The organism is Actinotalea ferrariae CF5-4, from assembly GCF_000603945.1.
In the GTDB taxonomy this organism is placed as follows: Bacteria; Actinomycetota; Actinomycetes; order Actinomycetales; family Cellulomonadaceae; genus Actinotalea; species Actinotalea ferrariae.
The window spans coordinates 1-8,611 of the sequence record NZ_AXCW01000173.1; the positions used below are offsets into that span (position 1 = coordinate 1).

Annotated in this window: 6 protein-coding genes and 1 pseudogene; 2 read left to right on the forward strand and 5 right to left on the reverse strand. The window is 73.2% G+C overall.

Annotated features, from left to right (window positions below; translation table 11 throughout):
• Nucleotides 1-817, forward strand: a pseudogene (locus tag N866_RS21425) (glycosyltransferase 87 family protein); the annotation flags it as partial.
• A gap of 41 nt (nt 818-858) precedes the next feature.
• Here the strand turns inward: N866_RS21425 and N866_RS13545 are convergent.
• The 4 genes from N866_RS13545 to N866_RS13560 all read right to left on the reverse strand — a co-directional run bounded on the left by N866_RS13545 (nt 859) and on the right by N866_RS13560 (nt 6,983).
• Nucleotides 859-2,988: a glycosyl hydrolase gene (locus N866_RS13545; RefSeq protein WP_034227256.1), complete on the reverse strand. Its 2,130-nt coding sequence runs from the start codon at nt 2,986-2,988 to the stop codon at nt 859-861.
• Nucleotides 2,988-3,749 carry an efflux RND transporter periplasmic adaptor subunit gene (locus N866_RS13550; protein WP_052023046.1) on the reverse strand — a complete coding sequence of 254 codons (762 nt, stop codon included), beginning with the start codon at nt 3,747-3,749 and terminating at the stop codon, nt 2,988-2,990. The genes N866_RS13545 and N866_RS13550 overlap by 1 nt, the downstream gene beginning before the upstream one ends.
• The gene (locus N866_RS13555; RefSeq protein ID WP_081802647.1) at nt 3,746-5,602 is read right to left on the reverse strand and encodes a glycosyltransferase family 2 protein; all 1,857 of its coding nucleotides are present in this window, start codon (nt 5,600-5,602) and stop codon (nt 3,746-3,748) included. Before N866_RS13555 ends, N866_RS13550 begins: the two co-directional genes overlap by 4 nt.
• Before the next feature lie 436 nt (nt 5,603-6,038).
• Nucleotides 6,039-6,983, reverse strand: coding sequence for an LLM class F420-dependent oxidoreductase (locus N866_RS13560; RefSeq protein WP_034227257.1), 945 nt, complete (start codon nt 6,981-6,983; stop codon nt 6,039-6,041).
• Nucleotides 6,984-7,173: 190 nt separating this feature from the next.
• Between N866_RS13560 and N866_RS13565 the strand changes: the two genes are divergently transcribed.
• On the forward strand, nt 7,174-7,935 hold the full coding sequence (locus tag N866_RS13565) for a mechanosensitive ion channel family protein (RefSeq protein WP_052023047.1): 762 nt from the start codon (nt 7,174-7,176) through the stop codon (nt 7,933-7,935).
• A gap of 144 nt (nt 7,936-8,079) precedes the next feature.
• On the opposite strand, the gene N866_RS13570 is transcribed toward N866_RS13565, so the two are convergent.
• A partial coding sequence (locus tag N866_RS13570) for a zinc finger domain-containing protein (RefSeq protein ID WP_034227258.1) occupies nt 8,080-8,611 on the reverse strand: 532 nt, incomplete at its 5' end.

Below are 8,611 nucleotides of genomic sequence, written 5' to 3' on the forward strand. Positions count from 1 at the left end.
CGCGACGCTCCTCACGGCCGGGGCGTGGGTGAAAGTGGCGCCCGGCCCGCTGCTGCTGCCCCTCGCAGCGGCCGCCTCCCGGCCGTGGCGCGACGTCGTCGGGCCGGCCGCGGTGCTCAGCGCCGCCGTCGTCGGGACCGTCCTGCTGCTCGGGGGAGCGCCCTTCTCCTTCCTCGTCGCGCAGACGGACCGCGGCCTCCAGGCCGAGTCGGTGGCGGGGACACCCTGGGTCCTCGGTGCGGCGCTGGACGGGCGGTCCGGCGTGGCCTTCGACGAGGAGCTGGTCACCTACGAGGTGGTGGCGCCGGCCGCCGACGCCGTGGCCGGGGTGCTCGACGTGCTCCTGCCCGCCGGGCTCGCCGTGGCGGGGCTGGTCCTCGTCCTGGCCCGTCACCGGGGCGCCGCGGCTCCGCTGCTGCTCCCGGCGAGCCTGGTGCTGACCGTGTGGCTCGTCGTGGCCAACAAGGTGGGCTCGCCGCAGTTCGTCACCTGGCTCGCCGCACCCGTGGTCGTGATGCTGGCCGGGCGGCCGGACGGCGTCGGGGCGCGGGCCCGCCGGGCGGTGGCCGTGCTCGTGCTCGTCGTGGCCGCCCTCACCCAGGCCGTGTTCCCGTGGGGGTACCCGGCGCTCGTCACGGGTGACCCGGCCGTCACGCTGCTGCTCGCCACCCGCAACGCGGCGCTCGTCGGGCTGCTGGTGGTGGGCGTCGTGCTCGGTGTCCGGGCGGCGTCACGCAGGACCCACACACGCAGGACCCACACACGCAGGGCCCACACACGCAGGGCCCACAGACGCAGGGCCCCGGCGCTGCGGTAGCGCCGGGGCCCTGGGGTGGTGGTGCCGTGGTGGGGTGGGCCTCAGCCCGTGCGGGACGCGATCCAGGCGAGCATGTAGGACCGCGAGTTCGCGTCGTCGATCGAGTCCTCGGGCAGACGCTCGGCCTCCTCCCACGCGGCGGCGGCGTCCTCGGGACCCGCCAGCGCGCGGTACATGAGCAGGTAGTCGCCGAACTGCACGCCGTACCCGCCCGGGGTGGCCTCCTCGACCGCCGCGCGGATGCGCTCCGGCTCGGCGGTCGCCAGGTAGTCGGCGAACGGGCCCATGGGGATGAGCAGGATGCCGAGCATGGCGTTCGGCTCCGCGCTGAACCACGTGGCGTAGTCGCGCTTGCCGCCCCAGTTCAGGGTGACGATCTCCTGGCCGTAGCCCTCGTAGACCGGGTCCTCGAGGTCGAGGTCGGTCCAGTAGATGATGGCGGCGGCCTCGGTGGACATGAGCCACGAGGCGAGCTGCTCGGTCGCCTCGTCGCCGCGCGCCTGCGCCCACAGCCCCAGGCCGTTCCACGCGTTGACGGCCTCGGAGCTGGACTCCTGGTTGTTGCCGTCGCGGAACGGGGACGTGCCCGAGGCCCACGAGTGGCCCGCGTAGACGTCGAAGTTCCGCAGCCGCGGGAAACGGTCCGTCTCCACGACCGTCGCGATGTCCTGCGCCAGGACGTCCATGACCGGGGCCAGCTCCTCGGCGAGGGCCTCGTCGTCGCGCGCCATGAGGCCGGCGGCGGCGAGGTGGTAGCCGTAGTGGAAGTGGTGGTCGTTGAACTCGTCGGAGCCGAAGGACGGCACCTGCCCCACGACGCCGCGCGCCGTGGGGTCGTACGCGAAGCAGAACGCGTCACGGTCGGCGCAGCCCTGCGGCTCGGTCCACTCGCGGAGCTTGTCCGTCACCTCGGTGCGCAGGTCGGCCACGACGTCCTCGGCGCCGAGCTGCTCGCCCAGCGTCACCAGGGTCGCGGCCTGGTACAGCCACTTCCCACCGAAGTAGGTGTCGGCCGGCGGGTCCGGGACGGCCGCGACGTCGGTCGGCAGCTGCTCGAGGATCCGCTCGCGCTCCGAGTCGTCGATGGCATCGACGTCCAGGGTGGCCTGCGGCTCGATCTGCGGCGCGAAGCTCGTCAGCTGCGAGCCCGCGCAGAGCTCGAGGGTGCCGTACACGCTGGGGTACGTGCCCAGCCCGCAGTCGGGACGCTCGGGCTGGTCGCCCTGGCGGTGGTGCGGGCGCGTCACGTAGGCGGTCTCGCCGCCGTCGGCCGTGGCGTACCCGATGGTGGTGCGCGCGATGCCGTCGCCGACGCCGTACGTCGCGACCGCGCCCGTGACGGGGTGGGTCGCGGCCTCGGCGAGACGCTGCGGGGCGTCGTCGGCGGCCTCGTCGGGCAGCGGGAACCAGGTGACGGTCTCGTCGGCGGCGAGGGTGATGTCGCTGCCCTCGAACGCCCCCTCGGGCGCGACCGCGACCCAGGTGCGCTCCGCGACCTCGGCGGTCGCGGCGGCGAAGCCCTCGGGCGCGAGGCCCTCGGCCGGCTCGAACGCGGCGTCGACCGACAGCGTCAGGTCCTGCGTCGCGGTGAGGGGCGCGAACGGCGACCCCTCCGCCAGGACGACCCGGCCCACGGCCGTGCCGGCCTCGTCGAGCAGCGCGACCGTGACCGAGGCGTCGTCGTGCGCGACGACCTCGATGCTCTGCGTGCCGGCGTCGACCGTGATCGCCGGGACGTGCGGGCCGACGATCGCCTTCTCGCTCGTCACGGGGTCGGGCAGGCCCAGGGTCACGGCGCCGCCCTCGAAGCCCGCGCTGAGCGGGTGCGGGAACACCGGCATCGGCTCGTCGTTCTCCGGGTGCTGGAAGACGAGGCCGCTGAACCAGCGGTTGGTCGGCGGGACGAGGCCCTCGGCGAGACGGGTCGGCTCGATCTTCCCGAGCTCCTCCTGGTGGAGAGCGGCCGTGGCGGCGTCCGGGTCGACGTCGGGCGCCGGGGCGTCCGGCGGGCCGGTGACGTCGCCCGCGGCGATCTCGCCCGACGCGGGCCGGGCGCCGTCGGACGCGGCCGACGACCCGCCGTCGTCACCGCGCGTGGCCGTGAAGGCCACCGCGGCGACGACGACGGCCGCGAGGAGGGCGGCGAGGACCGTCAGGGTGCGTCTCGTCATCAGGCGCCCCCGACAGCCGAGGTCACGGTGTCGGTCGCCTGGGACACGTAGCCCTTCACGAGCCGGCTGATGTCCGCGACGACCCCCTCGTTGCGCAGCTCGACCTCGGCGACGACGGGCGTGCCGGTGGTGATGAGGCGGTCCTCGCGGGCGAGGGCGGACAGCTCCTCGGACACGACGCTGAGGACGACGCGCGACGTGCCGTCGTCGGTGCGCTCGACCGAGACGTCCGCGGTGGAGGCGGCCATCTCGCGGCCGTCCGGGAGGCGGAGCGTGACAGGGGCGCCGTCGGTCAGGCGGCCGTACTGGGAGGCGGTCATCTCGTACTCCGCCTTGACCTGGAGGGTGCCCTCGGCCTGGACGGTGGCCAGCTCGGAGGAGGCCTGGACGAACGCGCCGGTGGCCACCTGGGTGTCGGTGAGCACGCCCGGGGTGTTGGCGCGGATGAGGAAGTTGCCCTCGGCGTCGATGTTCGGGTTGCCCTCGGCCTCGATCAGGCCCTCGGCGATCTCGAGCTCCAGCGCCGGGGAGTCGATGACGAAGACCGGGTCACCCTCCGCGACCGGCTGACCGACCTCGGCGGGCTGGGACACGATCGTGCCGGAGTACGGGGTGCCGAGCGTGTAGGCCTCGGCGGCGATCTGGGCGGTGGTGCTCGTGGCGCGGCCACGGGCGTCGTTCAGCTGGATGAGGGCGACGCCGGCGACGGCGACGACCGCCACCAGCCCGACGAGAAGCTTGATGCGGTTGAACCAGGTCATGCGGCACCTCCGGGGGCGCTGGTGGGACGGGTGGAGTCGGCCGGGACGGGACGGAGGTCGTCACGCCCGTCGGGAGCGACGTCGTCGGACGTCGGCTCCGGGGACCGGGCCGGGGTGGGGTCGGAGTGGTCGATGCGGTCGGGGCCCGACGAGCGGGCGGCGCCCTCGACGGTGGTGGTGGCCCCGGCGGCACGACGCCCGCGGGACCGGCGGGCTGCACGGTTCTCGCGGCGGATCCGCGAGGCCTCCCGCATGGCCGTCACGACGAAGGCACCCAGGATGAAGGTGTTCGTGACGTTCCAGGCGACGGCGAGCGTGAAGATCCCCGCGTCCGCGTCGCGCCAGATGCCGACGGCGGACGTGATGGCCAGGAAGGCGAAGACGAGCACCTGCGGGATGATGAAGTTGAACGGCGAGGCCGTCTTCCCCACCGACCCGGTGACGTGCCACTTCTGCTCGCGCTTGAACAGGGCGTTGACGAACGCGCGCACGTAGATCGGGAACGACGCGGAGGCCAGCATGAGGACCTCCCAGCGGAAGGACCCGAGGGTGTAGAAGGCGACGGCGATCTGCATGACGTAGAAGCCGGCGTAGTAGAGCACCCAGGTCAGCGGGCTCACCGACAGCTCGATCGGGGACAGCCCGAAGTAGATGTGCAGCGGCGGCACGAGCAGCAGCAGGAGCGGCGCGATGCCGGTCATGTAGTGCGTCGCCGTGACGAGGTACTGCAGCCGCTGGTCGAGCGTGAGGTCGCGCTTGCGCGACAGCGGGTTGTGCGTGAAGAAGATCTCGAAGCCACCCGTGGCCCAGCGCTGCTGCTGCTTGGTGTACGCCTCGATGGTCTCCGGGGTGTCGCCGACGGCGAGCGTGGTCGGGATGTAGACGGAGCGCCAGCCGCGCTCGTGCAGCAGCAGCGACGTCCAGACGTCCTCGGACTTCGAGCCGGTGTACATGCCGCCGATCTCCTCGACGGCCTGGCGGCGGAAGATCACGTTGGTGCCGACGCAGAAGGCCGCGTTGAAGCGGTTCCGGCCCGGCTGGATGTACCGGTAGAACACGGCCTGCATGTAGCCCGCGCCGCGGGAGATGAGGTTGTTCGTGTTGCCGTACGTCTGCGGGGTCTGCACGAACGAGACGTCCGGCGAGCCGAAGAACGGCACGGTCTCGGTGAGGAACTCCGGCTTGGCGACGAAGTCCGCGTCGAGGATGACGAAGTAGTCGCCGCTCGTCTGGGACAGCGCGTGGTTGACGTTGCCCGCCTTGGCGCCGCCGCTGGACAGGCGGCGCAGGTACCGGGCGCCGAGCTCCTCGGTCAGGTCGCGCACCTCGTCGGAGCGACCGTCGTCGAGCACCCAGGTCAGGTGCTTGCCGTGCATCGCGACGGCGGCCTCGACGGTCCGGCGGATGGTGCCGAGGTCCTCGCCGTAGGTCGTGATGAAGACGTCGACGGCGACCGGGCGGCCGTCCAGGTACATCTGCCAGTCCTGCGGCGACATCTCCTGGTTCTCGCGCACGATCTCCGCCGCGTCGAACAGCTCGTCCTGGGACGCGTGGAAGGCGAAGGTCCGCGGGTCGTGCCCGCTGGACAGGATCGTCCACATCGCGAGCAGCGCGTGGACGACGAGGATCGTCTCGGCGGCGATGACGAGCACCCAGGGGAGCCAGTCGCCGCGGTTGTCGGGGTTGAGCAGGAACAGCGCGTAGACGACGACGCCGGCGCTCGCCAGGAGGACGAGCAGCATGAGCGACGGGCTCTGCGCCGCCTGGTTCTCGGTGGTCCGAGCCCTCAGGCGGGGCGGTTCCTTCCTCTTGCGCGGGTCCTGCAGCAGTCGGTCGAAGGTCGTGGCGACCATGTGGCCTCTTCTCCCTGGGTCGGTTCGGCTCAGGGCCTGTCGGCCCCGGGTCGGGAACCGTCAGGTGCGGCGTCATCGGCGCCACGACCGAGGTCGTGACCGGGCAGGGGCGCGCTCCACCGGCAAAGGCCGTCCTGGCCTCGAGGCTGGGGGGGTTTGCCGGCGCGCTTCCGTGCGGCTGGTCGAACGTAGCAACGTCCCTGGTCAGGGGCGACCGTCGGTGTGTGAACATCTCGTGACCGGACGAACCGGACATACTCTGACCTGCACAGACGCCATCCGAGTGAGACCCAGGTCACCGTGAACCGTCCGCGATCCGGTCACGACCGCGCCGACGTGACGGTGAATCGCGCCGTGACCCGGTCGACGATCATCGTCGACCGGGCCCCCGCGGGAGTGGGTGGTGCCGGCGCGCAGCGCCCTGTCGGCCTGGGGGTCAGCGCACCTGCGGGGCGACCTCGCTCGCGACGAGCTCGAGGTGGTCGAGGTCGCCCAGGTCCAGGACCTGCAGGTACAGCCGCTCGACGCCCATCTCCCGCAGCGCCCCGACCCGGTCGACGGCCTCCGCGACGGTCCCCGCCACGCCGTGCTCGCGGAGCTCGGCGGGCTCACGGCCGATCGCCGCGGCCCGGCGGGCGAGCTCGGCCTCGTCGGCGCCGACCGCCAGGACGAGCGCCACCGAGTACACGAGCTCCTCCGGCGGGCGGCCGGCCTCCTCGCACGCGGACCGGACCCGCGCGAACGCCGCCGGGATGTCGGCGATCTCCGGGAACGCCGCGTTGTACTCGGTGGCGAAGCGCGCCGCGAGCGCCGGCGTCCGGCGCGGGCCGTTCCCGCCGACGATCACGGGCACGCCCGCCGCGCCGTCCCGCCCCGCGTGCTGCACGGGCTTGGGCAGGGCCGGGGAGTCGGTGAGCGTGTAGTGGTCGCCGTGGTGGGCGAACCGCTCCCCGACCGGCGTCGACCACAGGCCGGTGAGGACCTCGAGCTGCTCGGTGAGGAGGCCGAAGCGCTTCTCGGGGAAGGGGATGCCGTACGCCGCGTGCTCGGCCGCGAACCAGCCGGCGCCGAGGCCGAGCTCGACCCGGCCCCCGGACATCTGGTCGACCTGGGCCACCTGGATCGCGAGCACGCCGGGTGGCCGGAACGTCGCGGAGGAGACGAGCGTGCCGAGGCGGATCCGCTCCGTCTCGCGGGCCAGGCCGGCGAGCGTCGTCCACGCGTCGGTGGGTCCGGGCAGGCCGTCCCCGTCACCCATCGCGAGGTAGTGGTCCGACCGGAAGAAGCCGTCGAAGCCGAGGCGCTCGGTGGCCTGCGCCACGCGCAGGACGTCGTCGTACGTGGCCCCCTGCTGGGGCTCGGTGAAGATCCGCAGGTCCATGGGGACAGCCTGCCGTGCCCGCGGCGGTCCGGCTCTCCGGTTGCCGACCCCCGGGCCGGATGCTCCCATGACGGGGCGCCACCTCGGACCCCGGTGGTGCGGTCGGACCGGCGGGAACTGCCCGCCCGGACCGGGCGACGTCGGCCTGTGTCGACCGCCGGACCACCCCCACACAGACCTGGAGACCCCCATGAACGATGCGCTCGAGACCGCCTGGACCCAGGTGGCCACCTTCGTACCGAAGCTGGTCGGCTTCCTCCTCATCCTCATCATCGGCTGGATCATCGCCAAGGTGATCGCGAAGGCGATCGACAAGGTCCTCGAGCGCGTCGGCTTCGACCGCGCTGTGGAGCGCGGCGGCATCAAGAAGGCCCTGGCGCAGTCCACGTACGACGCCTCGGACATCGTCAGCAAGATCGTCTACTACGCGCTGCTGCTGTTCGTGCTCCAGATGGCGTTCGGCGTCTTCGGGCCGAACCCGATCAGCGACCTGCTGGAGGGCGTCATCGCGTTCCTGCCGAAGCTCTTCGTCGCGATCCTCATCGTGGTCGTCGCCGCGGCCATCGCCGCCGCGGTCAAGGAGCTCATCACCAACACGCTCGGTGGCCTGTCCTACGGCAAGGCGCTCGCCAACCTCGCGGCCTTCGCCATCCTCGGGCTCGGCATCATCGCCGCGCTGAACCAGGTCGGCATCGCGGTCACCGTCACCATCCCGGTGCTCGTCGCGATCCTCGCCACGATCGCGGGCGTCATCATCGTCGGCGTCGGCGGTGGCCTCATCAAGCCCATGCAGGCCCGCTGGGAGCAGTACCTGACGACCGCCGAGGCGGAGACCAGCCGCGTCAAGGCCGCGGTCGACTCCGCCCCGAGCGCGCGCGACCAGGCCCGTGTCGCGGCGCAGCGCGTCTCGAACGACAACGGTCGCGGCGCCAGCGCCGGTCCGGTCGCCTGACCGCAGCACCACCGCCCGTGAGGGCGACGCGACGAAGGCCCCGCCGTCCTCGGCGGGGCCTTCGTCGCGTCCGGGTGAGCGATGCGCCGGCCCGCGCTGCCGGTCCCGGGCCGGGCGTCGTGCCGGCCGGTCGGTCCGGCGACGTCAGCCGGTCTGGCAGCCGGGGCACCAGTAGAGGGTGCGGCCCGCCATGTCGGCGACGGCGACGCGGGTGCCGCAGCGCAGGCACGGCTCCCCCGCCCGGCCGTAGACGGCGTGCCGCAGCGCGCGGTCCCGCAGCGCCCGGCGGCGGTCGGCGTCCGACAGGTCCGCGCGCGTCACCATGACGCCGGTCCGGACGCCGTCGTCGAGCAGCACCGTCCAGTCCTGCCACAGCTCCCGGGCGGTCTCGGCCGGCACCTGGGTGCCCCGGGTGTACGGGTCGAGCGCCGCCCGGAAGAGCATCTCCGCCCGGTAGATGTTGCCGATCCCGCTCACCACCGCCTGGTCCATGAGCAGCTGCCCGACCGCGACGCGCCGTGAGGTCAGGCGCCGCACGAACTCCGCCTCGCCGTCCGGGCCGGCCGTCCGCGGGTCGGGGCCGGCCGCCGCGAGGACGGCCCGCACGTCGTCGGGCGTGGCGACGGTGCACGCCGTCGGGCCCCGCAGGTCCGCCACGGTGCGGTCGGTCGCGAGG